Annotated in this window: 16 protein-coding genes and 3 pseudogenes; 13 read left to right on the forward strand and 6 right to left on the reverse strand. The window is 71.7% G+C overall.

The genetic code is table 11. The features are described 5' to 3' along the window. Positions 1-220 precede the first annotated feature (220 nt). Positions 221-1,264, reverse strand: a complete 1,044-nt coding sequence (locus ABZV34_RS32950; RefSeq protein ID WP_356284895.1) for an alpha/beta hydrolase — start codon at positions 1,262-1,264, stop codon at positions 221-223. Positions 1,265-1,482: 218 nt separating this feature from the next. On the opposite strand from ABZV34_RS32950, the gene ABZV34_RS32955 reads away from it, so the two are divergent. Continuing rightward, on the forward strand, positions 1,483-1,725 hold the full coding sequence (locus ABZV34_RS32955) for a hypothetical protein (protein WP_168531061.1): 243 nt from the start codon (positions 1,483-1,485) through the stop codon (positions 1,723-1,725). A gap of 158 nt (positions 1,726-1,883) precedes the next feature. On the opposite strand, the gene ABZV34_RS32960 is transcribed toward ABZV34_RS32955, so the two are convergent. Both ABZV34_RS32960 and ABZV34_RS32965 read right to left on the reverse strand, forming a co-directional pair. Beyond that, positions 1,884-2,666 carry a 4'-phosphopantetheinyl transferase superfamily protein gene (locus tag ABZV34_RS32960; RefSeq protein ID WP_356284898.1) on the reverse strand — a complete coding sequence of 261 codons (783 nt, stop codon included), beginning with the start codon at positions 2,664-2,666 and terminating at the stop codon, positions 1,884-1,886. Then, positions 2,614-3,522, reverse strand: coding sequence for a metallophosphoesterase (locus tag ABZV34_RS32965; RefSeq protein WP_356284901.1), 909 nt, complete (start codon positions 3,520-3,522; stop codon positions 2,614-2,616). The genes ABZV34_RS32960 and ABZV34_RS32965 overlap by 53 nt, the downstream gene beginning before the upstream one ends. Before the next feature lie 289 nt (positions 3,523-3,811). Here ABZV34_RS32965 and ABZV34_RS32970 point away from each other — a divergent pair, with 289 nt between their 5' ends. Both ABZV34_RS32970 and ABZV34_RS32975 read left to right on the forward strand, forming a co-directional pair. Beyond that, complete coding sequence (locus tag ABZV34_RS32970) at positions 3,812-5,014, forward strand: ATP-grasp domain-containing protein (protein WP_356284904.1); 1,203 nt, start codon at positions 3,812-3,814, stop codon at positions 5,012-5,014. Positions 5,015-5,237: 223 nt separating this feature from the next. Further along, positions 5,238-6,926, forward strand: coding sequence for a carbohydrate binding domain-containing protein (locus ABZV34_RS32975; RefSeq protein WP_356284907.1), 1,689 nt, complete (start codon positions 5,238-5,240; stop codon positions 6,924-6,926). Positions 6,927-7,122: 196 nt separating this feature from the next. Here the strand turns inward: ABZV34_RS32975 and ABZV34_RS32980 are convergent, their stop codons facing one another. Together ABZV34_RS32980 and ABZV34_RS32985 are read right to left on the reverse strand one after the other, a co-directional pair. Next, positions 7,123-8,460, reverse strand: coding sequence for a 6-phospho-beta-glucosidase (locus ABZV34_RS32980; protein ID WP_356284910.1), 1,338 nt, complete (start codon positions 8,458-8,460; stop codon positions 7,123-7,125). Continuing rightward, positions 8,457-8,992: pseudogene (locus ABZV34_RS32985) on the reverse strand (crosslink repair DNA glycosylase YcaQ family protein). The gene ABZV34_RS32980 and the pseudogene ABZV34_RS32985 overlap by 4 nt, the downstream one beginning before the upstream one ends. A gap of 53 nt (positions 8,993-9,045) precedes the next feature. On the opposite strand from ABZV34_RS32985, the pseudogene ABZV34_RS32990 reads away from it, so the two are divergent. The 5 genes and pseudogenes from ABZV34_RS32990 to ABZV34_RS33010 all read left to right on the forward strand — a co-directional run. Continuing rightward, positions 9,046-9,386, forward strand: a pseudogene (locus ABZV34_RS32990) (beta-galactosidase); the annotation flags it as partial. Positions 9,387-9,730: 344 nt separating this feature from the next. After that, positions 9,731-11,599 carry a LamG-like jellyroll fold domain-containing protein gene (locus tag ABZV34_RS32995; protein WP_356284914.1) on the forward strand — a complete coding sequence of 623 codons (1,869 nt, stop codon included), beginning with the start codon at positions 9,731-9,733 and terminating at the stop codon, positions 11,597-11,599. 19 nt (positions 11,600-11,618) lie between these two features. Continuing rightward, complete coding sequence (locus ABZV34_RS33000) at positions 11,619-13,298, forward strand: histidinol-phosphatase (RefSeq protein ID WP_356284917.1); 1,680 nt, start codon at positions 11,619-11,621, stop codon at positions 13,296-13,298. Positions 13,299-13,668: 370 nt separating this feature from the next. Beyond that, complete coding sequence (locus ABZV34_RS33005) at positions 13,669-14,478, forward strand: IclR family transcriptional regulator (protein WP_356284920.1); 810 nt, start codon at positions 13,669-13,671, stop codon at positions 14,476-14,478. A gap of 510 nt (positions 14,479-14,988) precedes the next feature. After that, positions 14,989-16,386, forward strand: a complete 1,398-nt coding sequence (locus ABZV34_RS33010; protein WP_356284923.1) for a glycoside hydrolase family 16 protein — start codon at positions 14,989-14,991, stop codon at positions 16,384-16,386. A 67-nt stretch (positions 16,387-16,453) separates the two neighbouring features. Here the strand turns inward: ABZV34_RS33010 and ABZV34_RS33015 are convergent, their stop codons facing one another. Next, positions 16,454-17,362 (reverse strand): AraC family transcriptional regulator, encoded by a 909-nt coding sequence (locus tag ABZV34_RS33015; RefSeq protein WP_356284926.1) that lies wholly within the window; start codon positions 17,360-17,362, stop codon positions 16,454-16,456. A 146-nt stretch (positions 17,363-17,508) separates the two neighbouring features. On the opposite strand from ABZV34_RS33015, the gene tkt reads away from it, so the two are divergent. The 5 genes and pseudogenes from tkt to ABZV34_RS33040 form a co-directional block, all read left to right on the forward strand. Then, positions 17,509-19,608, forward strand: coding sequence for a transketolase (tkt, locus tag ABZV34_RS33020; RefSeq protein WP_356284929.1), 2,100 nt, complete (start codon positions 17,509-17,511; stop codon positions 19,606-19,608). A gap of 19 nt (positions 19,609-19,627) precedes the next feature. Further along, positions 19,628-20,773 carry a transaldolase gene (gene tal, locus ABZV34_RS33025; protein ID WP_356284932.1) on the forward strand — a complete coding sequence of 382 codons (1,146 nt, stop codon included), beginning with the start codon at positions 19,628-19,630 and terminating at the stop codon, positions 20,771-20,773. Next, positions 20,770-22,443 (forward strand): glucose-6-phosphate dehydrogenase, encoded by a 1,674-nt coding sequence (zwf, locus tag ABZV34_RS33030; RefSeq protein WP_356284935.1) that lies wholly within the window; start codon positions 20,770-20,772, stop codon positions 22,441-22,443. Before tal ends, zwf begins: the two co-directional genes overlap by 4 nt. Next, a complete protein-coding gene (gene opcA, locus ABZV34_RS33035; RefSeq protein WP_356284938.1) occupies positions 22,440-23,375 on the forward strand; it encodes a glucose-6-phosphate dehydrogenase assembly protein OpcA in 936 nt (311 codons plus the stop codon). The genes zwf and opcA overlap by 4 nt, the downstream gene beginning before the upstream one ends. Beyond that, positions 23,368-23,672, forward strand: a pseudogene (locus ABZV34_RS33040) (glucose-6-phosphate isomerase); the annotation flags it as partial. The gene opcA and the pseudogene ABZV34_RS33040, both read left to right, overlap by 8 nt.

The following is a 23,672-nucleotide window of genomic DNA, read 5'->3' on the forward strand; positions in this document are numbered from 1 at the left end:
GGGCCGGTCCCGTCGGGACGGGAACGCGGCCCCCACGGACGAGGGCCGCCCCGGGCCTGCCGGGACCGAACCGGTTTCGAGCCGACGGGACCGGACTCGGCCGAACGGGTGGCGGCGCCCCCCGGCGGGGGGTGGCCGCCCACTCGATGGGAGCCGCCCGCGCCCGCTGAGCCTCCTCCGGTGAGGGCGGGCGTCGGAGGAGGCGCCGGGACGCAGGCGGTCAGGTCGCGCTGCGTTCGCTCGCCTCCCGCAGGTCCCGTTCCACGGCCCGGTTGTGCGCGGTGTCCGGCTGTCCCACCGTCGTGCCGGGGCGGCCCGCGCGCAGCAGCTCCCGCCAGTGCTCACGGCTCCAGTCGGCCGGGCTGGTGCTGCTGGTGAACTCCTCGACGAGATCGAGGAAGCGCGCCGGGTCGCTGTGGAACGGGAAGTGGCCCGCGCCCTCGAAGATCTCCAGCCGGCTGCCGGGCATCGCCCGGTGCGCCCCGTACGCGTGCCGCACCGGCACCACGCTGTCCCGGTCGCCCCAGAGCAGCATCGTGGGCATGCCCTCGGTCAGATAGCAGCGGTCGAGCATGGTCACCGACTGCCCGCGCCAGTCGACCACGGCGCGCAGGGTGCGGATGAACGCGCTGCGGGAGGTCGCGTCGGGCAGGGCGTCCACGAGGTTCAGCAGTTCGGGCGCGTCCTGGCCGAGGTCGGTGTCCAGGAACTTCATCAGACGTAGGAACAGGCCTACTTGGAGTCTCATGCCGGGCAGTCGCAGTGCGGACAGCAGGAGGTCGGCACCCGGCAGCGAGACGGCCCGCAGCACCGGGTTGACCTCGCCACCGACACCTCCGGCGCTGACCAGGATCAGCCGTTCCGTACGGTCGGGGAACTGGTAGGCGAACTGCATCGCGACGCCTCCGCCGAGCGAGTGACCGACGAGGGTCGCCGACTCGATGTCGAGCGTGGTCAGCAGGTCGCGGACACCGTTGGCGTACGCGGCCACCGAGTAGTCGGCGCGCGGCTTGTCGGAGGCCCCGTGGCCCAGCAGGTCGGGCGCGATCACGGTATGGGTGCGGGCGAGGTCGGGGATCAGGTCCGCCCAGGTCGCCGAGGAGTCGCCGATGCCGTGGATGAGGACCAGCGCGGGCCCCTCGCCCGCGACGCGGTAGGCACGCCGGTAGCCGTGCACGACGCGATGCTGCAGGCGCAGTTCCGCGCCGCCCACCGAGCGCAGTCGCAGGTTGCGCCTCGGACGCCGAGGCGGTACGTCGGCCACGGGCTCACCTCCTGTTCCCGGGCCACCGAGCGGGCGGCCTCCGGCTCCTCCTCCCAGCCTAGGGCTCCTGTCCCACGAGGGATTTCCGTGAGGTTTCGCCTCCGCTAAGCGGGCGAACCCCCGCACATCGCAACGGCATTGTCAGTGGTGGACGGCAAGCTGGGGTCACGTAGTGCCACGCACCGCTCACGACCAGCCGACCCGGGGAGAGCCGTCCGATGCCGACCGCCGTACTGACCGACCACGAACGCGCCGCCGTGCAGGCGTATCTGCGTCTCCTCCAGACCGTACGAGCCGCCTTCGACGGTACGCCGGACACGCACCGGCCGCCTGTGGTGGCGCCCTCCGCGCTCGCGGAGGCGGAGCGGGCGCTGGCGGCGGCCGGACTCGCGGGCAACGAGGAGGAGTTCTTCCGGCTGCTGCACCGCTGGTGTCCGGAGCCCGGCGGGCGGCTGCCCTGAGGTCCCGCGCTCGGGGCGGAGCACCGGCGCGGGCGACGCGGCCCGACTCGTGCGGGGCCCGTGCGAGGCCCGTGCGAGGACAGTCCGGCCGCGGGACGGTGGCCCCCGGCCACGAGCATGAGGAAGGCGGCCACGGCCGCAGGAGGCCGGTTCTCGCGCTACGCCGCGCCCGCTCCGCCGTGGGGCACGGTGACGGCCGTGGCCAGCAGGCCCTGCCGGATGGTCCAGCGTCCGTCGAAGGACTGGATCCGGCGCCCGCCGACCAGCGGTCCCGGTACCAGGAGCGCGGCCCGGAATCCGCCGGAGTGTTCGGGACCGCCGGTGACGGGACCGCTCGGGGAGTCCCTGGACACCGGGTCCCCGGGCGCGAAAGCCCCCGATCCGGTGCCGCGCGGCGCCGGGCCGTCGTCCTCGAAGAGGTCGATGTCCGCCTCCAGGAAGTCCAGCCACTGCCCCATGAGGGGGAACCACGCCTTGTAGACCGACTCCTTGGCGCTGAAGAGCAGCCGGTCCCAGTGCACGGACGGGTCCCGCTCCGCCAGCCGGCGCAGGCGGTCGTTCTCGGTGGGCAGTGCCACCGAGACGATGACGTCCTCGGGGAGTTCCTGGTGGGGTTCGGCGTCGATACCGAGGGCGGCCAGGTCACCGGCGTGGGCGAGCGACGCGGCGCAGTAGCCCTCGCAGTGCGTCATGCTGCCGATCAGCCCCGCCGGCCAGACCGGCGCTCCGCTGACCCCGCGCGGAATGGCGCGCGGGGCCACCCCGAGCTTCTCCATGGCCTGCCGGGCGCAGCCGCGTACGGCGGCGAACTCATTACGCCGTTTGGGTACGAACGAGACCGCGAGCGCCTCTTCCTCGGGATACAGCCGCGTGCCGTCGGCCGCGTCGTCACCGAGCGCCTCCACGCTCACGACCGAGTCCGGGAGCAGCTCCTCGATCACCGGTTCCGACCTCCATCGGCAGTATGCGGCGCAGTGTTCCCGGCCGCCCGGGGCGAGGGCGCCACTCACGGGGGTAGCCCACCGAGACCTCTTCGAAGCGGACGCCCTCGTGGTGGGTGGTCCGCGGGATGTGGAGATGACCGTAGACCATGACCTCGACGCGGAACCGGCGGTGCCAGTCGGCGGTCAGCCCGGTGCCGCACCACATCGCGAACTCGGGATAGCGCAGGACGTCGGTCGGGTGGCGGTCCAGCGGATAGTGGTTGACGAGCACCGTCGGCAGGTCCTCGGGCAGCTCGGTGAGCCTGCGCTCCGTCTCCGCGACCCGGGCCCGGCACCAGGCCTCGCGGCTCTGATAGGGGTCGGGATGGAGGGTGTACTCGTCGGTGCAGATCACCCCGGTCTTCTCCGCGTACGCCATGCCCTCGTCTTTGGTCGCGCAGCCCGGCGGCAGGAACGAGTAGTCGTAGAGCAGGAAGAGCGGCGCGACGACGACGGGGCCGCCCGCCCCGTCCCAGACCGGGTAGGGGTCCTCGGGGGTCGTGACGCCCAGCTCCCGGCAGAGGGCCACGAGATGCTCGTAGCGCTCCACACCGCGCAGCGTCACGGTGTCCTTCGGATGGGTCCACAGCTCGTGGTTGCCCGGCACCCAGACGACTTTGCGGAAGCGTCCCGCGAGTGTTTCGAGGGCCCAGTGGATGTCGGCCACGATTTCCGAGACGTCACCGGCCACCAGGAGCCAGTCGTCGTCCGTCGAGGGGCGCATCTCCTCGACCAGGGCGCGGTTCTCCGGATACCCGATGTGCAGGTCGCTGATGGCCAGCAGGTTTCCGTGTCCGCCGGCCGTCGACCGCACCCCGCCACCTCCGAGAAAAGGACCTGGAAACACAAGAACACATTCACCCTCGCGGGACAAGAACGGACCGCGCGCGGCGGGGTCCGGTTCCGGCCCGGGGAGCTCGGTGCCGCGTCGCGGGAATTCCGTAACAGGCCCGTAGCACCACCGTGGTCCCGCTCCCCTTATGATCGCCCCAACACGGCCGCCATGAACCTACCTTGGCGTACGGCGGCTTGGTGTTCCTCCCTCCCCCTTGGCCGGGCACGGCCCGCTCCGCCGTGCCCGGGAACCGTGAAAGGCGGCCTGCATGGTCTCTCGCGTACGCGTCTGGCTCAACCGCACGTACGCGGAGAACGTGTTCTTCATGGACCAGCTGCGAAGTAATCCGCAGCGCCGCGCGGTCGAGATCCACGCCACCCACGGTGATCCCGACTCCCCCGTGCTGGCGGCCGCCGACACCGCCGCCATGGAGCCGGACGGCCTCTCTCCCGCCGCCTACGTCGAGTACGCGCTCGACCAGTGCGCGCGGCACTCCATCGACGTGTTCGTGCCGGTCCTGCACCAGCCGGCGATCGTGGCGCAGCGCGCGGAGTTCGCCGCGCTCGGTACGGCTCTGCTGGCGCCGACCGCCGAGGCCGTGGCCGTCTTCCAGGACAAGGCCACCGCGTACCAGGCGGTGGAGGCCGTGGGGGTGCCGGTGCCCCCGTGGTGGCGGGTGCGTACCCCGGAGGAACTGGTGGCGGCGGTCGAGGCGCTGGAGGCCGACGGCCACCATGCCTGCTTCAAGCCCGCGGCGGGCGCGGGCGGGGTGGGCTTCCGCGTCCTGACGCGGACCCCCTTCTCGATGATGCACCTCAACGGGTTCCCGAGCCCGTACGTGCCGCTCGACCTGGTGATGGAGGCGATGCGGCAGGACGAGGAGCCCGTCGACTGGCTGGTCATGCCGCGTCTGGCGGAGCCGGAGGTGTCCGTGGACTGCCTGACGGGTCCGGACGGCCGAGTTCGCCTGGCGGTCGGGCGCACCAAGAACGGGCGACGCCGGGGCTTCACGCTCCACCCTTCGTGGATCGAGCCCGCGCGGCTGCTCGCGGAGGCGTTCGGGCTGCACTACCTGACGAACATCCAGTTCCGTATGTTCGGCGACGAGCCGGTTCTGATGGACGTCAACACCCGTCCGGCGGGCGGTCTGCACCAGCTCGCCCAGTGCGGTGTCAACGCCCCTTGGGCAGCGGTGCAGTTGGCACTCGGTGAGGAGACGGGCGAACTGGTGCCGTCGGCGCTCGCACCGGACTACACCGTGGTGGCGGGGCCGCGTCCGGTGCGCCCGGTGTCGGTGCCGCAGCAGCGCACCGACTCCCACACTCACGCCCCCGCCCCCACCCCCACCTTGCCGGCCGTCCCGGCTCCGGCGGCGGAGGTCACCACGACACCGGGACCGGCCACGACACCGGCCACGCTCACGGCGTCCGCGTCCGCGGGTGCGAGCAGCGCCGCCGTCTCTCCCGCCTGACCGCCGCCGCACCCGTCGCCCCGGGGGCCGCCCCGCCGAGTTCACCCTCTCCTCCCCCTTCTCGCTCCCCTCGTCCCGCTTCACCGCTCCCCTTGTGTCCACTGTCGGCCCACCGGTCCGGACCAGTTCTCGCTCAGCGTCTTGACAGCGCGATTGGTCCATACCAACTTGGTTGCGCACCTCTCAGCACTCCCGAACACCCCCATTTCTGCAGGGAGATCGCGTGCGCATCACCGACCTCGGACGTTCCAGACGTCGCTTCTTCGCTCTGCTCGGCACCGCCGCCCTGGCCCTGGCCGGGGCGGTCGCCCTCCCCACCACGGCCCAGGCGGCCAACATCCTCTCCAATCCCGGCCTCGAGTCGGGCAGTCTCTCCCCCTGGTCCTGCACCGGGAACCTCGGCTCGGTCGTCTCCAGCCCCGTACACGGAGGCTCCAAGGCCCTCGCGGGCGCGGCGAGTTCGAGTGACAACGCTCAGTGCAGCCAGACCGTCTCGGTGCAGCCGAACACCACCTACAGCCTCTCGGGCTGGGTGCGCGGCAGCTATGTCTACCTCGGCGTGGACGGCGGTGCCTCGACCTGGACCACCTCCCCGTCGGCGTACAGCCAGCTCTCCGTGTCCTTCACCACCGGCGCCTCGCAGACCAGCGCCAAGATCTATGTCCACGGCTGGTACGCGCAGGGCACCTACTACGCCGACGACATCAGCCTCGACGGTCCGGGCGGGGGAGGCGGCTCCGACACCCAGGCGCCGACCACGCCGACGAACCTGACCTCCACCGGCAAGACCTCGTCGAGCGTGTCGCTGTCGTGGGGCGCCTCGAGCGACAACGTCGGCGTCAGCGCGTACGACGTCTACAGCGGCTCGAACCAGGTGCTCAGTGTCTCCGGCACCAGCGCCACGGTCAGCGGGCTGTCGCCGAGCACGGCGTACACCTTCACGGTGAAGGCGCGGGACGCGGCCGGGAACACCTCCGCGGCCTCGAACTCCGTGAGCGTGACGACGAGCGCGGGCGGTGGCGGCCCCACCGGCTTCAAGCAGGCGGCGCCCTACCTCTACCTCGGCTGGGGCGACCCGCCGAGCGCGACCTCGGTGATGAGCTCGACCGGGGTCAAGTGGTTCACGATGGCGTTCATGCTCGACTCGGGCGGCTGCAACCCCGCCTGGGACAGCAGCCGGCCACTGACCGGCGGCACCGACCAGACCGTCATCAACCAGATCCGCTCCGCGGGCGGTGACGTCGTCCCGTCGTTCGGCGGCTGGCAGGGCAGCAAGCTCGGCGCCAACTGCTCCTCCGCCGGTGCGCTGGCGGGCGCGCTGCAGAAGGTGATCGACGCCTACGGCCTCAAGGCGATCGACATGGACATCGAGAACACCGACGAGTTCGAGAACGAGGCCGTCCAGGCGAGGATCCTGACCGCGCTGAAGACCGTGAAGGCCAACAACCCCGGCCTGCGCACGATCGTCACGTTCGGCACCTCGACGACCGGGCCGACGTACTACGGCAACCGGCTCATCGAGCAGGCGCAGTCGCTCAACGCCGGCATCGACGTCTTCACCATCATGCCGTTCGACTTCGGCGGCGGCTCCGACATGTACAACAACACCGTCAACGCCACCGAAGGGCTGAAGGCCAAGCTGAAGTCGACCTTCGGCTGGGACGACGCCACCGCGTACTCCCACATCGGCATCTCCGGCATGAACGGCCTGTCCGACCAGCAGGAGAACACGACGCCGGCCATCTGGACCTCGATCCGCGACTGGGCCAACACCCATCACATCGCCCGGCTCGCCTACTGGGCGGTCAACCGTGACCGGCCCTGCCCCGGGGGCGGCGTGGTGAGCAACTGCTCCGGCATCAGCCAGAACACCTGGCAGTTCACCTCCATCACCGCCGGGTTCACCGGCTGACACCTCGTCCGTGGGGGTATCCGGCCGTCACCCGGCCGGGTACCCCCACCCCCGCGCTCCGCTACGGCGACCCGGACCGTCAGTCCCTCCGGGCGGCCCGCCGCGGTGTCCGCGCCCGCACGGCCGCGGCGACCACACCATCGCGTCGCCGGTGGCGTTCGTCGCGCGGGAGAGGCCTCCAGGCGGACGGGAGGCGCTACCTGAGGTACGCCAGACCGGGGTGGACGGAGGTGTATCCGTCGACCAGTCGCCGGGCCACGTTCACCGAGTCCACCAGCGGGTGGAGGGCGAAGGCCTTGACGGCGGTCGTGCGCGAGCCCGACTCGGCCGCGGACAGCACCTCGCGTTCCACCGCCTTGACCGAGCACACCAGTCCGGTGGCGTGGCCCGGCAGGGGGGCGACGGAGACGGGGTGGGCGCCGTTGGCGTCGACGAGGCAGGGCACCTCGATGACCGCGTCCGCGTCCAGCACCGCGAGGGTGCCGCGGTTGGGGACGTTGAGGATCAGGGTGGTGCGCTCGTCGCGGGCGATGGCCCGCATCAGCGCGAGCGCCACCTTCTCGTAGCCGCCGGAGAGGTCGTCGGCGGCGCGCTCGCCCGCGCCGGCCGCGTCCCGGTTCTCGGCCATGTAGGTGGCCTCGCGCTCGGCGCGGGTGCGGTCCCAGGCGGTGAGCGCGGCGGTGTCAGGGCGCTTCATCTCGTCGTAGAACCGCTCCTGCTGGTCGCGCAGGAACGCACCGCGCGTCTTCTCCGCGCGCTGGTAGGCGCTGACGGCCTCACGGTTGAAGTAGTAGTAGTGCAGGTACTCGTTCGGGACGGCGCCCAGGGAGCGCAGCCAGTCGGCACCGAAGAGCCTGCCCTCCTCGAAGGAGCCGAGCAGTTCGGGGTCGGCGAGCAGTCGCGGCAGTTCGTCCCGGCCTTCGACGCGCAGGCCCCGTACCCAGCCGAGGTGGTTGAGGCCGACGTAGTCGATGAAGGCCTCGCGGGGGTTCGCGCCCAGGACGGTGGCGATCCGGCGGCCGAGGCCGACGGGCGAGTCGCAGATGCCGATCACCCGGTCACCCAGGTGGCGGGACATGGCCTCGGTGACCAGACCGGCCGGGTTGGTGAAGTTGATGACCCAGGCGTCGGGGGCGAGCCGGGCCACCCGCCGGGCGATGTCGACGGCCACCGGCACCGTGCGCAGGCCGTACGCGATGCCGCCGGCGCCGACCGTCTCCTGGCCGAGGACTCCCTCGTCGAGGGCGACCCGCTCGTCCGCCGCCCGGCCCTCCAGGCCACCGACCCGGATCGCCGAGAAGACGAAGTCGGCGCCGCGCAGGGCGTCGTCGAGGTCGGTGGTGAAGGACACCTCGGGGGCGTCGGCGTCCCCCGCGGCCTGCTCGTTCAGCACCCGGGCGACGGCCGTCAGCCGCTCCGCGTCCACGTCGTGCAGGACGACACGGGTGACACGGCCCTCCGCGCGGTCCCCGAGGAGTGCCCCGTACACGAGCGGCACCCTGAATCCGCCGCCACCCAGAATCGTCAGCTTCACGCCGTCTCCGCCTTTCCTGTCACGACCACGTGCACGCCCGCTTCTTCCCACGAGGACCGCGTCCCCGGGTCCGGCGGACCGTTCGTCACCACCATGTCCAGCTCCTCGGGTCCGCAGACCCGCGCCATGCCCGTACCCGGGAACTTCGCGCGGTCGGCGAGCAGGGCGACCTTGTCACCGGCCTGGATCATGGCGCGCTTGACCGGTATCCCGACCACGGTGGTGTCCACCCGACGTCCCGCAGGACGGACTGGCCGTCCTCGGCCATCGACGCGGCGCACGCCGCGATGGCGTCCTTCTCGGCCACCCGGACCTCGGCGACCTCAGCGACCTCGGCGAAGGGCTGGTCGCCCCCGTCGACGACCGCGCCGCCGTGCACCCGGGTGAGCAGGCCTTCCCCCTCGAGTCTCAGCAGGTCACGGCGGACCGTGGCCGGGCTCACGCCCAGCTGTTCGGAGAGATCGGCCACGGTCGCGGGCCCGCCGGAGCGCAGGGCCCGGAGGATGAGCTGATGTCGTCGCTCTGCCGGCACCCCGCGAACAATACTCGTCCTGTTCAGTCACCTCTCTGCTCATTTCTGCTCGGCTCCGGTGCGTGCGTTCGCACGCCCTGGACGACGGCGGCGAGACGCTCGCGCCCACTGGGAGGCCATCGAGTCCACCCCGGGTCTTCAGGGCGGTTTCATCCGGGAGTTCTGGGACCACGGCATTCTTCGACGCGTGAACGACGGAGGACCGGCCGGGCGCGGTGGCGCCGGGCTGTACGAGCACGGTGTCACCGCCCCGGGCCATCGCCGGGCCCACCGCGGTGACTTCGGCGAGGCGATCCGCGCCGGGGCCTTCGTCGCCGAGGGGGTGTCCTCCCCCGACCGCACACCCGGGCCGGTGGCGTCCGAGCACCGGGGAATCACCGCGCCGGTACGCCTCGCGTACGCCGGGAGCGAGCTCCAAGTGACCCTCATGTCATCGGCGGCCCGGCCGGGTCCGCCCGTCGAAGCCGACGAGGACGACCCGCTCGTCCCACCGCCGCGCGCCGCCGCTTCCGTCCCCCCGCCGTGCCGGACGCCGAGCGGCCACGACGAACCGGGCGGCACGGCCCCGCGCCGCCGGTCCGTGGGACTCGACGCCGCCCACCGCGGCCTCGGCACGGCCTCCCGCGGACCCGACACCTCGCCCGGCCGTGTCGTCCGGTCCGGCACCCACCGCCGCTCCCGGACGCCGCGCCTGCTCTGACCCCGCCCGTACCCCACCTTCTTCCCGATGGAGCAGACGTGTGCACTTCGCATGACCCGACACAGACCGAGCGGGCCGAGACCGAGCAGGCACAGGCCGGCAGACGCGGCTTCCTGCGGGCCACGGCTCTGCTCGGCGCCGCGACCGCGGTGGCCACCCTGCCGGCGGCCACCGCCCGTGCCACGACCGCCACGACCGCCTCGGCGGGCGCGGCCCATCGGCCCGACCCGGACAGCCGGCGCTTCACCCTCGCCGTCATGCCGGACACCCAGTACCTGTTCGACGGGCCGAGCATCAACCCCGCGCCGATCGAGGCCTCGTTGCGGTACCTGCTGGAGCACGGGAAGGACGAGAACATCGTCTTCCTCACGCACCTGGGCGACCTCACCGAGCACGGCGCGCAGGCCGAGTTCGACGCGGCGGGCAAGGCGTTCGAGCTGCTCGACCGGCACGGTGTGGGCTACAGCGTGCTCGCGGGCAACCACGACGTCGGCTCCTCCACCGACGACCAGCGCGGTTCCACCCCGTATCTCACGACCTTCGGACCACGGCGTTTCCGCGGGAGCCGTACGTTCGGCGGCGCGTCCCCGGACGGCTACAACACCTTCCACGTCTTCGAGGCGGGGGGCCGCGAGTGGCTCGTCCTCGCCCTGGACTGGCGGCTGTCGGCGCGGGGGTACGCGTGGGCGAAGGACGTCATCGCCCGGCACCCGAGAACCCCCGTCATCCTCACCACGCACGAACTCGTCGTCGAGGACGACACCCTCTCCTCGTACGGCCGACAGCTCTGGGACGAACTGGTCCACGACCAGGACCAGATCTTCCTGACCCTGAACGGGCACTACTGGCCCGCCGCCCGCGCCACCCGCACGAACGCGGCCGGGCACGACGTGCACCTGCATCTGACCAACTATCAGAACCGTTACTACGGCGGGGCGGCGATGATCCGCCTGTACCGCTTCGACCTCGACCGGAACACCATCGACGTCGAGACGATCTCACCCTGGATCCTGGGCCGGGCCGCCGAGGGGCTCAACGAGCTGGAGCGGCAGGAGATCGAACTCAGCGGCGACGCCGACCGGTTCTCGGTCGCCGTCGACTTCGAGCAGCGGTTCGCGGGCTTCGCACCGGTCCCGGCGCGCCCGTCCCGGCCCGCCGCGCGGATGCTTCTCCGGGGCACGGTCGCGTACTGGCGCTTCGAAGGTCACCCGGACGGCGCGGCGGTCGAGGGCACCGTCCGTGACCTGTCCGGACACGGCAACGACCTCTCCGTGGTCCCGGTCGGCGGCGGCTCGCTCACCTGGTCGTCGGCGCACCACCCCGACCAGCCGGGACACGGCAGCCTCGCCTTCCAGGGCGGCAAGCCACCACTGGCCGGCGCCTATCTGCGTACGGTCGACGGCGCTCCCCTCAACTCCGCCACCTTCGAGCGCGGTTACACCATCGAGGCGTTCTACCGGCTCCCCGCCGACTGGGACGCCTCCCACCACGCGTGGGCCGCGCTGGTCAGCCGTACCGGAACGGGCGGCGACGCGGGCAAGACCGCCGACGACCCCGACGAGCCGCTCGCCACGCTCTCCCTGTCCGACGGGCCGGGTCCGCAGTGGGCGGCGCGGCCGCTCGACCAGCAGGGCATCGTCACCAACTGGGGCGACGAGACGGCACGCGAGCGGTGGTGGCACGTCGCCGTCGTCAACGACGGCCGGCACACCACGATGTACGTCCAGGGCTGCCCGGTGGCGCGCAATCCGCACACCTCCGCCGTCGGACTCACCTCGCTCAAGCTGCCCTGGCTGCTCGGCGGCTACGAGTACGCCGGGAAGATCGACCAGATCCTGCACGGCCTGCTCGGCGACGTACGCATCGTCGAACGCGCCCTTCCTGTCACGTCGTTCATGAACCACTGACCGAGGGAGCCACCCGACCATGACCGAACAGCGCCTGCCTGCCTGGGCCGACCCGTCCGTCTCCCCCGCCCGCCTCGACCCGCAGGGTGTCTCCAGACGCCAACTCCTGCGCCGGGCAGGTTTGTTCGGCGCCGCGTTGGCGGCCGGACCGCTCGCCGCCCCGGCCGCCCCGGCCGCCGCCCGGGGCCGGGACCTCGGCGGCGACGACCCGCGCCTCGCGTACCTCGTCGGCGACCACCACGTCCACTCCGTGTACAGCCACGACGCGAAGTACACGTTCTCCCAGCTCGCCCGGGCAGGCGCCCGGTACGGCCTGGACTGGATGGTCTTCAACGAGCACTCCAACTTCGGGCACGCCGCCCACGGCGCGCAACTGGAGCATCAGGAGATCCTCCGGGCGCGCGCCGAGAACCCGCGCCAGCTGATCTTCCAGGGCCTGGAGTGGTACATCCCGGCCGCCGAGCACGCCACCGTCTTCGCTGCGCCGGGGCCGCACGAGACGGACCTGCTCACCCGCTTCGAACTCGCCTACGACGGCAAGCTGCTGGGATACACCGAAGGCGCCGCCTCCCATCCGGACACGGCGCGCAACGAGGCACACGCGGTCAAGGCCATCCGATGGCTGGCCGAGCAGCGCCGTACCGGATACGTCGACGACGTACTCGTCCTGGCCAACCACCCGCTGCGCCTGGGCATCGACTCACCGCACGAGATGCGCGGCTGGCGGGACGCGGCACCCGAGGTCATGATCGGCATGGAGGGCGCGCCGGGCGCCCAGGGCGGCGGCATCCCGGGCTGGATCGGCTCGGGACAGCAGCGCGGCGAGTACACCAACAAGCCGTCCGGGAGCTCCTGGCCGGGCTACGCCGAGGACGCCTACGTCCTGTACGGCGGTTTCGACTGGATGACGGCGACCGTGGGCGGCATGTGGGACGCGATGCTCGCCGAGGGCAGGCTCTTCACGATCACCACCAACTCCGACGTGCACCGCGTCGTCTTCGACACCTGGAAGAACGGCGACTGGGCGCCCGGGCAGAACTTCGACAACACCGGGCGCCTCCCGGACCCCGTCGACACCGATGCCCCGCAGCCGGGCGGCGACTTCTGGCCCGGCCAGTTCAGCCGCACCCATGTGGGCGTGACCCGTTACCACCACCGGGCCGTGATGGCGGGACTGCGCGCGGGCCGGGTCTGGCTCGACCACGGCCATCTGCTCGACGGCCTCGACGTCCGGCTGAGGCGGGACTGCGACCACGGACACGGCATGACGTTGGGCGGCCGGCTGCGCGCCCGCGCGGGCGAGAAGCTCACCCTGACGGTCACCGTGACCACCGCCTCGCGCCCCAACCCCCACGACATCCTTCCGAGGCTGGCCCACGTCGACGTCATCCGCGGCGCGGTCCGCGGCCCTGCGGCCGACCGCGACGACTGGCGGGCGCCGGACACCTCAGTGGTACGGACGCTGGACGTGGGCGGCCGGAAAGGGACCTACACCCTGCGCATTCCGCTGGTCGCCGGCGACGAGTCCTTCTACGTACGGCTGCGCGGCAGCGACGGCAACCGCCACGGCGCGGGCTACCTCGGCGCCTCGGTGGACCCGCACGGCCCGATACCGCACGTGCCCGGAGACGGCGACCCCTGGGTCGACACCTGGTTCTACGCGAACCCCGTCTTCGTCGATGTGGTGGGCGGACGCTGAGGCCCGGCGTCCCGCCACGTGATCCGGACGGCAGCCCCCGGGAGTTCCGTGGCCGCGCTCGGGGTGGGCGACGATCAGTGGGGGCGACGGGGGTGAGCCGCCGGGGGTGAGGGGCGCGGCGAGGACGGGCCGGCCATTTACCTGCGCCCGTCATTGTCGCCGCCCCGCCCGCGCGGCATGCTGTGCCCCGTACGTACGATCCGCCCCCGCCCGGGGCCCGGCCCAGGGAGCCCGCCATCACCGGCAGCAGCGTGCCACCGAGGACGCGGGTCCCCGTGTGACCGGCGATCCGCACCGGCCCGCCGGCCCGGGCCGGGCGGATCACCCCGCTCGCTCCCCGGCGACGGATCGCGGAACCCGGACCGGGCGCATGACCCCGCTCTCGGCGCCCGACCGGCTGCTCGCCGTGCTCGCCGCCTTCGACCACGAGCACCCGGCGCTGTGCCTCACGGACATCAGCCGGCGCGCCGGGCTCACCCTCACCACCACGCACCGGCTGGTGGGCGCGCTCAGTGCGTGGGGCGCGCTGGAACGGGACGAGGAAGGCGCCTACCACGTGGGGCTGCGTCTGTGGGAGATCGCGGCACTGGCTCCCCGCGGCCTCGCGCTGCGGCAGGCCGCGCTGCCGTACCTCGAGGACCTGTACGAGGCCACGCACGAGAACGTGCAGATGGCGGTCCGCGACGGCCCCGAGGTCGTGTACATCGAGTGGCTCTCCGGACGCTCCGCGGTGGGCGTCCGCATCCAGGTCGGCGCCCGCTGGCCGCTGCACGCGACCGGCGTCGGCCTCGCGCTGCTCGCCCACGGTGATCCGGCGTTCCAGGAGGCCTACTGCCGCGGGCCGTTGACCGCGTTCACCTCGCACACGATCACCGACGGGGCACGGTTGCGCCAGGAGCTCGCCGAGGTGCGCCGTACCGGCGTGGCCGTGAGCAGCCGCCAGGTCACCGACGACGCCGTGTCCGTCGCCGCTCCCGTGCGGCGGGCGGGCGGGGCCGTGGCCGCGGCGGTGTCGGTCGTGGTGCCCTGGCACGACCGACAGGTACCGGCACTGGTCCCGGCGGTCCGGCTGGCCGCGCGCGGGATCTCGCGGGCACTGGGATGGCAGCCCCGGCCGGAGCCGCCGGCCCGGACGGGGACGAGGACGGCCGTACCGGCGCGGGCCGACCCGGGCTCGTAGGACCGCCTTACCGGCGCGGCCCGAGCCGGGCTCGGAGGACGGCCAGGACGGCCGTACCGGCGCGGCCCGAGCCCGGACCCGGAGGGCGGCGCCGGATCACTCCCGCGCCCATGAGGACTCCGCCGTACACGGCCCGCAATGGGTGGCCGCTCGTCCGGAGGGACCTGGACGGAGTCCTCGGCCGTCGGACACGGCGACGAGTACGACGTCGCGGACGTCCCGCATGCCCAGCGCCCGGCCACCTCCCGCACCTTGATCCGTCCAACGGCCTCGACCGCCTCGACGGCCGGAAACCGTCCCGGGCGGCCCCGAAGTCAGGGAGCGCCCTTCGAGGGATGTCCCGTAATCCCCCCTTCATGGCGTGAACTCCCTTGTGGTGCAAGGAGTTTCTCGGTTTTACCTCTTGACGGTGCGAGTGGCGGGGAGCACATTGGCCGACGCACTCTGAGAGCGCTCTCAGCGTGCGTCGGCAGCACCCGCGCACCCCCACCCCGTACCTGAGAGGCACCCATGCGTGAACCCTCCGGCACCCTCGTAAGACGCGGCCCCGTGCGGCGCGGCCTGGTGGCCGTCCTCGGCACCCTGAGCCTGGTGGCGGCCGCCGCCGCGGCCGCCACCCTCCCCGCGAACGCGTCCGCGCCCACTCCCCCCTCCGGCTGGTCCCAGGTCTTCGTCGACGACTTCAACGGAGCCGCCGGAACCGGCGTCAACACCTCCAACTGGCAGTACGACACCGGGACCAGCTATCCCGGCGGCGCCGCCAACTGGGGCACCGGCGAGGTCGAGACGATGACCTCCAGCACCAACAACGTCGCCCTGGACGGCAACGGCAACCTGCTGATCACCCCGCGCCGCGACGCCGCGGGCAACTGGACCTCGGGCCGCGTCGAGACCACCCGCACCGACTTCCAGCCGCCGGCCGGCGGCAAACTGCGCGTCGAGTCGCGGCTCCAGATGCCGAACGTGACCGGCGCCGCGGCCAAGGGTTACTGGCCCGCCTTCTGGACGCTGGGCGCGCCCTATCGCGGCAACTACCAGAACTGGCCGAGCGTCGGCGAGCTGGACATCATGGAGAACGTGCAGGGCCTCAACACCGAGTGGGCCACGATGCACTGCGGCACCAATCCGGGCGGGCCGTGCAACGAGACGAGCGGCATCGGCGGCAACACCCCCTGTGCCGGCACGACCTGCCAGGCCGGCTTCCACACGTACGCGATGGAGTGGGACAGGTCGACGAGCCCCGAGGAGATCCGTTTCTACCTCGACGGTGTCAACTTCCACACCGTGAAGGCGAACCAGGTGGACGCGACGACCTGGGCGAACGCCACCAACCACGGCTACTTCGTCATCCTGAACGTGGCGATGGGCGGCGGCTTCCCGGGCGCGTTCGGCGGCGGTCCCGACTCGGGCACGGTGCCGGGACACCCCCTGGTGGTGGACTACGTCCAGGTGCTGCAGGCCAGTGGGAGCGGTACCACGCCGCCCCCGACCGGCAACCGCGACGCCTACGGCGCCATCCAGGCCGAGTCGTACGACAGCCAGTCCGGCACCATCGCCGAGACCACCACGGACACCGGCGGCGGCCAGGACATCGGCTCGGTGGCTAACGGTGACTGGGCGCTCTACAAGGGCGTCAACTTCGGCTCCTCGGCGGCCAGGCAGTTCTACGCCCGGGTCGCGAGCGGTGCGGCGAGCGGCGTCAGCGGCCTGGTCGAGGTGCGCCTCGACAGCCGTACCAGCACACCCGTCGGCAGCTTCGCGGTGGGTGGCACCGGTGGCTGGCAGAGCTGGCGGACGGTCCCGGCCAACATCACCGGCGTCACCGGCACCCACGACGTCTATCTGACCTTCACCAGCGGCCAGCCCGCCGACTTCGTGAACGTCAACTGGTTCGACTTCGGCCACTGACCGGCGAGGTCGGCCGCGTACGGCGGACGAGCGACGAGGGGGCGGGCCACGTGGCCCGCCCCCTCCCTCAGTTCAGCTCCGCCCGGAACACCACCGGGTTCGTCCCCGTGTGCTGGTGGAAGAACTTCGAGAAGTTCGCGGAGTCCGGGAAGCCCACGGCCACACCGATACGGCCGATGGGCATCCCGGTGTGCGCCAGCAGCCGCTTGGCCTCCAGGATCACCCGCTTGTCGATGAAGCCCTTCGGGGTCTGTCCGGTGGCGGCGCGCACCGCGCGCACCAGGGTGCGGCGGGAGTAGCCGAGCGCGTCGGCGTACGCGCTGACGCTGTGGTTGGTGGCGAACCCCTTCTCGACCGCGTCCCGGAAGCGGGTGAAGGTGGTGTCGGCGCGTTCGCGGTCGGCCTCGGCGGAGCTGGCCGCAAGGTGGGAGAGGCGGAGCAGGAACGCGGTGAGGGAGTGCCGCAGCACCGCGGTGCGCAGGCTGAGCGGCAGGGTGGTCGTGTCGACGTACTCGCGCTCCAGCTGGGCCAGCGCGTGTTCCAGGGCGGCGAGCCGCTCGGGGTCGGGGCGCAGCATGGGGGGCAGGTCGTAGCGGTAGAGGCCGGTCGCCTCGACGGTCGCCCTCGGCAGGAAGCCGGGCTGCATGGTCAGGACGGTGCCGCGGTAGCGGTCGGTGCGGGAGAAGCGGTGCACCTGGCCGGGGCGGATCCACAGGATGTCGCCCGCGGCGACCTCGTACTCGGCGAAGTCGATCATGTGCCGGACCGGGCCCTCGTGGAACAGCATCACGACGTGGAAGTCGATGCGGTGCACGCGCTCCAGGGGCGCGTCCACGTGCCAGGTGTGGCCCGTCCCCATCGTGCCGATCTGCATGCCGACGCCGGAGAGGCTCAGGTCGGTGGGGAAGGGGAAGGTCCTGATCCCGTCCTGGGCTTCTCCGCCCCCGGCACCACCTTGGGTGGTTCTGTCTGCCATGTCCTTCTCGCGTCGTCTCGGTGCGGCACCGCGTGTCCCACTTTCACCGAAGGCTGACACAGGGGCACCTTTCCCGGCAAAAGTCAGACTTTTAAGTTTGAACGCGTCCGAGCAGTTAAGACGCTTCCCACGAGGACTTCTTGAAGATGAGCGCGCAGCAGAGCACCCCGACACCGGACCGTTCCCCCGAGGGTTTCGCGTGGACCGAACTCGACCGGCGTGCCGTCGACACCGCTCGTCTCCTGGCGGCGGACGCCGTGCAGCAGGTCGGTAACGGCCACCCCGGCACCGCGATGAGCCTGGCCCCGGCCGCCTACACGATCTTTCAGAAGGTGATGAGGCACGACCCCGCCGACCCGGAGTGGACCGGCCGCGACCGCTTCGTCCTCTCCCCGGGCCACACCTCGCTGACCCTTTACACCCAGCTCTTCCTGTCCGGTTACGAACTGGAACTGGACGACCTCAAGGCGTTCCGGACCTACGGCTCGAAGACGCCGGGCCACCCGGAGTACGGACACACCGCGGGTGTCGAGACGACGACCGGTCCGCTCGGCCAGGGTGTCGCCAACGCCGTGGGCATGGCGATGGCCGCCCGTTACGAGCGCGGTCTGTTCGACCCCGACACCCCTCGGGGCGAGTCCCCCTTCGACCACACGATCTGGGCCATCGTCTCGGACGGCGACCTGGAGGAGGGCATCTCCGCCGAGGCCTCCTCGCTCGCGGGCCACCAGAAGCTCGGCAACCTCGTCTTCCTCTACGACGACAACCACATCTCCATCGAGGGGGACACCGCGACGGCCTTCTCCGAGGACGTCCTGGGGCGCTACGAGGCGTACGGCTGGCACGTGCAGCGGATCGAGCCCACCGCGGGCGGCGACATCGACGTCCACGCGCTCCACACGGCGCTGCGGACGGCGCGGGCCGAGACCGGGCGTCCCTCGATCATCGCGATGCGCACGATCATCGCGTGGCCGGCGCCGAACGCGCGGAACACCGAGGCCTCCCACGGCTCCGCGCTCGGCGCCGACGAGATCGCCGCCACCAAGCGGGTGCTGGGCTTCGACCCCGAGCAGTCCTTCCAGGTCGACGCCGACGTGCTGGCGCACGCGCGGACGGCCCTCGACCGGGGCGCCGAGGCGCACGCCGTCTGGGACAAGCGGATCGCGGAGTGGCGCACCGCGCAGCCCGAACGCGCGAAGCTCTTCGACCGCGTCGTCGCCGGCCAGCTGCCCGAGGGCTGGGAGGCCGCGCTGCCGGTGTTCGAGCCCGGTACCTCCGTCGCGACCCGTGCCGCGTCCGGCAAGGTCCTGCAGGCGCTCGGCGGGGTGCTCCCCGAGCTGTGGGGCGGCTCGGCCGACCTGGCGGGCTCGAACAACACCACCATCGACAAGACCTCGTCCTTCCTGCCGGAGGGCAACCCTCTGCCGGAGGCCGACCCGTACGGCCGCACCATCCACTTCGGTATCCGTGAGCACTCGATGGCCGCGGAGATGAACGGCATCGCGCTGCACGGCAACACCCGCGTCTACGGCGGCACCTTCCTGGTCTTCTCCGACTACATGCGCAACGCCGTACGGCTGTCCGCGCTGATGCAGCTGCCCGTCACCTACGTCTGGACCCATGACTCGATCGGGCTCGGCGAGGACGGCCCCACCCACCAGCCGGTCGAGCACCTCGCCTCGCTGCGCGCGATCCCGGGTCTGAACATCGTGCGCCCGGCCGACGCCAACGAGACGACGGTCGCCTGGGCCGAGATCCTCCGCCGGCACGCCACGAACCCGGCCCCGCACGGTCTGGCGCTCACCCGTCAGGGCGTGCCCACCTACGAGGTCAACGCCGAGGCCGCGAAGGGCGGTTACGTGCTGCGCGAGGCGTCCACCGGGACGCCGGACGTGGTTCTCGTCGCCACCGGCTCCGAGGTGCACCTCGCGGTGGAGGCGCGCGAGCTGCTGGAGGCCGAGGGGGTCGGCACCCGGGTGGTGTCGATGCCGTCCGTCGAGTGGTTCGAGGAGCAGTCGGCCGAGTACCGGCAGAACGTGCTTCCGCCGTCCGTGAAGGCCCGCGTGGCGGTCGAGGCCGGCATCGGTCTGACCTGGTACCGGTACGTCGGTGACCACGGACGCATTGTCTCGCTGGAGCACTTCGGTGCCTCCGCCGACGCCAGGACCCTGTTCGCCGAGTTCGGCTTCACCGCCGAGAACGTCGCCGCCGCCGCGCGGGAATCCCTCGCCGCCGCCCGCGGTTGATCCGATCGCACCAAGGAAGATGATCACTGTGACCGAAACAGCCGCGACCGCGGTAAACCTGAAGCGCCTCTCCGACGAAGGCGTCTCCATCTGGCTCGACGACCTCTCACGGGGGCGCATCGCGTCCGGCAACCTCGCCGAACTCGTCGAGACCAAGCACGTGGTGGGCGTCACCACCAACCCCTCCATCTTCCAGGCCGCCATCGGCTCGGGCGTGGGCTACGAGGAGCAGCTGGCCGAGCTCGCCGTGCGCGGTGTGACGGTCGACGAGGCCGTCCGGATGATGACCACGGCGGACGTCCGCGCCGCCGCCGACATCCTGCGCCCGGTGTACGACGCGACCGGCGGCCGGGACGGCCGGGTCTCGATCGAGGTCGACCCGCGCCTGGCCCACCACACCGTCGCGACCGTCGCCGAGGCCAGGCAGCTGGCCTGGCTGGTGGACCGCCCGAACGTGATGATCAAGATCCCGGCGACCGAGGCGGGTCTCCCGGCGATCACCGAGGTCGTCGGCCTCGGCATCAGCGTCAACGTCACGCTGATCTTCTCGCTGGAGCGCTACCGCGCGGTGATGGACGCCTACCTGGCCGGGCTGGAGAAGGCCCGGGCCTCCGGCGTCGACCTCGCCACCGTGCACTCCGTCGCCTCCTTCTTCGTCTCCCGCGTCGACAGCGAGATCGACAAGCGGCTGGCGAAGGTCGGCACGGACGAGGCGCTGGCTCTCAAGGGCAGGGCGGCGCTGGCCAACGCGCGTCTCGCGTACGAGGCCTACGAGGATGTCTTCGGCGCGTCCCGCTGGACCGCCCTGGCCACGGCGGGCGCCAACAAGCAGCGCCCCCTGTGGGCCTCGACCGGCGTCAAGGACCCGGCGTACAAGGACACGCTGTACGTCGACGAGCTGGTCGCGCCGGGCACGGTCAACACCATGCCGGAGGCGACGCTCGACGCCACCGCCGACCACGGTGACATCCACGGCGACGCGGTGAGCGGTGGCTACGCCCAGGCGCGCGCCGACCTCGCGGCCGTCGAGCGGCTCGGGATCTCGTACGACGAGGTCGTCAAGCAGCTGGAGGACGAGGGCGTCGCCAAGTTCGAGGCCGCGTGGGGCGATCTGCTCGACGCGGTGAAGGTCTCGCTGAGCGGCAAGGGAGTCGAGGGGGAATGACCCACAGTGAAGCGCTTCCCGACGGTGACCCGCAGGATGCGGCCGCCACGCCGGAGGGATCCGGTGACCAGGCCGTGGAACCGCGCGCTGTGAAGCCCGCGTCCGCCGCGCCGACGACCGCGTCCGAACCCGGCCCCGACCCGGACCTCGACTGGGACAACCCGCTGCGCGACCCGCGCGACCGCCGTCTGCCGCGTATCGCGGGCCCCTCCGGTCTGGTCATCTTCGGTGTCACCGGTGACCTCTCCCGCAAGAAGCTGATGCCGGCCGTGTACGACCTCGCCAACCGGGGTCTGCTGCCGCCGGGTTTCTCGCTCCTCGGGTTCGCCCGGCGCGAGTGGGAGGACCAGGACTTCGCCCAGGTGGTGCACGACTCGGTGCGTGAGCACGCGCGGACGGAGTTCCGTGAGGAGGTCTGGCAGCAGCTCGCCGAGGGCATGCGGTTCATTCCGGGCGACTTCGACGACGACACCGCGTTCAAGCAGCTGCGCGACGCCGTGCAGGAGCTGGACGCCTCCCGGGGCACCAGCGGCAACTACGCCTTCTACCTCTCGGTCCCGCCGAAGTTCTTCCCCAAGGTCGTCCAGCAGCTGAAGAAGCACGGGCTGGCGGACGCGCCGGAGGGTTCCTGGCGGCGCGCGATCATCGAAAAGCCGTTCGGTCGCGACCTGGCCAGCGCGCGGGAGCTGAACGCGATCGTGCACGAGGTGTTCGACCCGGAGCAGGTGTTCCGCATCGACCACTACCTCGGTAAGGAGACCGTCCAGAACATCCTGGCGCTCCGTTTCGCCAACCAGATGTACGAGCCGATCTGGAACCGGTCGTACGTCGACCACGTACAGATCACCATGGCCGAGGACATCGGTATCGGCGGCCGGGCGGGCTACTACGACGGCATCGGCTCGGCCCGTGACGTCATCCAGAACCATCTCCTGCAGCTGATGGCGCTGACCGCGATGGAGGAGCCCATCGCCTTCGACGTCGAGTCGCTGCTGACGGAGAAGCTGAAGGTCCTGAAGTCGGTCAGGCTCCCGGAGAACCTGGGCGAGCACACCGTGCGCGGGCAGTACGCGGCGGCCTGGCAGGGCGGCGAGCGGGTACGCGGCTATCTGCAGGAGGACGGCATCGACCCCGGGTCGACGACCGACACCTACGCGGCCGTCAAGGTGGAGATCGACAACCGCCGTTGGGCGGGGGTCCCGTTCTACCTGAGGACCGGCAAGCGTCTGGGCCGGCGGGTCACCGAGATCGCGGTGGTCTTCCAGCGCGCGCCCCACTCCCCGTTCGACTCGACGGCCACCGAGGAGCTGGGCCAGAACGCGATCGTCGTCCGCGTCCAGCCCGACGAGGGCATGACGGTCCGCTTCGGTTCGAAGGTGCCGGGTACCTCCATGGAGATCCGGGACGTCTCGATGGACTTCGCCTACGGCGAGTCGTTCACCGAGTCCAGCCCGGAGGCGTACGAACGGCTGATCCTGGATGTCCTGCTCGGCGACGCCAATCTCTTCCCCCGTCACCAGGAGGTGGAAGAGTCCTGGAAGATCCTCGACCCCATCGAGGAGCACTGGGAGACGCACGGCAAGCCCGCGCAGTACCCCTCGGGCAGCTGGGGTCCGAAGGAAGCCGACGAGATGCTCGCACGAGACGGACGGAGCTGGCGCAGGCCATGAAGATCGACCTGACCGACACCACGGCAAGCAAGATCAACAAGGCGCTCGTGCGGGGGCGCCGGGCCATCGGCACCCCCGCCGTGGGCATGGTCCTCACGATGGTCATCGTCACCGACGAGGAGAACGCCTACGACTCGATCAAGGCCGCCGAGGAGGCCTCGCGCGAACACCCCTCGCGCACCCTGGTCGTCATCAAGCGGCACGCCCGCACCCCGCGCGACCGCACCAACTCGCACCTCGACGCCGAGATCCGGGTGGGCGCCGACGCCGGCACCGGTGAGACGGTGGTCCTGCGGACCTACGGCGAGGTGTCCGACCACGCCGACTCCGTGGTGCTGCCGCTGCTGCTGCCCGACGCGCCCGTCGTCGTCTGGTGGCCGGTGAACGCACCCAGTGTGCCCGCCAAGGACCCGCTGGGCGCCCTCGCGCAGCGCCGCATCACCGACATGTACGCCGTCGAGGCCCCGCTCGCGGCCCTCGACGCCCGGGTCTCCTCCTACGCGCCGGGCGACACCGACCTGGCCTGGACGCGGCTGACGCCGTGGCGCTCGATGCTGGCCGCGGCGCTCGACCAGGCCCGTACGAAGGTGACCTCCGCCGCCGTCGAGAGCGAGGCCGACAACCCGAGCGCCGAGCTGCTCGCCCGCTGGCTGGGCGCCCGGCTCGGCGTCCCGGTCGAGCGGGTCGTCACCGCCGGTCCGGTGGTCACCGCCGTACGGCTCGGCACGGCGGCCGGCGAGATCGTCATCGACCGCCCCGAGGGCCCGCTGGCCACGCTGACGCTGCCCGGACAGCCCCCGCGCACCCTCGCCCTGAAGGTACGCAGCACTTCCGAACTCATCGCCGAGGAACTGCGCCGCCTCGACGCGGACGAGATGTACGCCATCGCCCTGCGGGGCGAGGGCACCAAGGAGACCTCCCGTCATGCCTGACTCCCCCAAGCTCACACGGCGTCCTGAGTGGGTGGCCCTGGAGGACCACCGCGCGGACGGCATGCTCCACACGCGACTTCGGGACCTGTTCGCCACCGACCCCGGGCGAGCCGAGCGCTATGTCGTACAGGTCGGCGATCTGCGGATCGACTACTCCAAGCACCTGATCACGGACGAGACCCTCGCCCTGCTCCAGGAACTCGCCGTGGCGACGGGTGTGTTCGGGCTGCGGGACGCGATGTTCCGTGGTGAGAAGATCAATGTGACCGAGGGGCGTGCGGTTCTGCACACGGCGTT

Source organism: Streptomyces sp. NPDC005195, from assembly GCF_040608315.1.
GTDB lineage: Bacteria > Actinomycetota > Actinomycetes > Streptomycetales > Streptomycetaceae > Streptomyces > Streptomyces kaempferi.

Bases quoted from the DNA above. Each gene is read 5' to 3' on its own strand.
- ABZV34_RS32955 (WP_168531061.1), top strand. From the start codon at position 1,483: ATGCCGACCGCCGTACTGACCGACCACGAACGCGCCGCCGTGCAGGCG.
- ABZV34_RS32970 (WP_356284904.1), top strand. From the start codon at position 3,812: ATGGTCTCTCGCGTACGCGTCTGGCTCAACCGCACGTACGCGGAGAAC.
- ABZV34_RS33000 (WP_356284917.1), top strand. From the start codon at position 11,619: ATGACCGAACAGCGCCTGCCTGCCTGGGCCGACCCGTCCGTCTCCCCC.
- ABZV34_RS33005 (WP_356284920.1), top strand. From the start codon at position 13,669: ATGACCCCGCTCTCGGCGCCCGACCGGCTGCTCGCCGTGCTCGCCGCC.
- ABZV34_RS33010 (WP_356284923.1), top strand. From the start codon at position 14,989: ATGCGTGAACCCTCCGGCACCCTCGTAAGACGCGGCCCCGTGCGGCGC.
- ABZV34_RS33015 (WP_356284926.1), bottom strand. From the start codon at position 17,362: ATGGCAGACAGAACCACCCAAGGTGGTGCCGGGGGCGGAGAAGCCCAG.
- tkt (WP_356284929.1), top strand. From the start codon at position 17,509: ATGAGCGCGCAGCAGAGCACCCCGACACCGGACCGTTCCCCCGAGGGT.
- tal (WP_356284932.1), top strand. From the start codon at position 19,628: ATGATCACTGTGACCGAAACAGCCGCGACCGCGGTAAACCTGAAGCGC.
- zwf (WP_356284935.1), top strand. From the start codon at position 20,770: ATGACCCACAGTGAAGCGCTTCCCGACGGTGACCCGCAGGATGCGGCC.
- opcA (WP_356284938.1), top strand. From the start codon at position 22,440: ATGAAGATCGACCTGACCGACACCACGGCAAGCAAGATCAACAAGGCG.